The organism is Streptomyces sp. 13-12-16 (assembly GCF_002114215.1).
Lineage (GTDB): Bacteria > Actinomycetota > Actinomycetes > Streptomycetales > Streptomycetaceae > Streptomyces.
In genome coordinates, this window is record NZ_NCTE01001455.1 from 1 (window position 1) to 634 (window position 634).

Consider the following 634-nt stretch of genomic DNA (forward strand, 5'->3'; position numbering starts at 1 on the left):
CTGCGCGGCACCGGCGCCGTCCCGCGCACCGACGACCCCCGCGCGGACGCCGCCGAACTCCTCGGCGTGGCCGCCGAGCGCGCCACCCCGCCACGCCCCCTGTGGACCAGGCTCGGCCCGCTCACCCCGATCGCCGTCCGCACCGCCCTCGGCTGCGCCCTCGCCGGGTACGCCTCCCTCGCCCTCGGCATCGGCCGTCCCTACTGGGCCCTGGTCACCGCGGCCTCGCTCTACCAGGCCAACGTCACCCTCACCTGGAACCGGGCCGTCCAGCGCGTCGTCGGCAACCTCGCCGGCGTGCTGCTCTTCGCCGCCGTCGTCCCCGTCGCCCACCTCGGCCCGCTCGCCCTCGTGCTCTGCTGCCTGCTGTTCAACTTCGGCGCCGAGGCGCTCATCGGCCGCAACTACTGGCTCGGCACCGTCTGCGTGACCCCGCTCGCGCTGCTCGTCACCGAGTTCGCCGGCTACCAGCCGCCCGGCGACCTGATCACCGAGCGCGCGGTGGACACCCTCGTCGGCGCCCTGGTCGGCTTCGCCGCCGCCGTGGCCGTCACCAACCGGCGGGCGGGCGACCGCGTGCAGCGGGCGCTCAGCACGGCCGACCGCGCACGCGAACACGCCGCGCGCCTCCTGG

General features: G+C 76.8%; 1 protein-coding gene. It reads left to right on the forward strand.

What is annotated here, in order from left to right; translation table 11 throughout:
* On the forward strand, positions 1-634 hold a 634-nt coding region (locus tag B7767_RS42570), incomplete at both ends, for an FUSC family protein (RefSeq protein ID WP_143653008.1).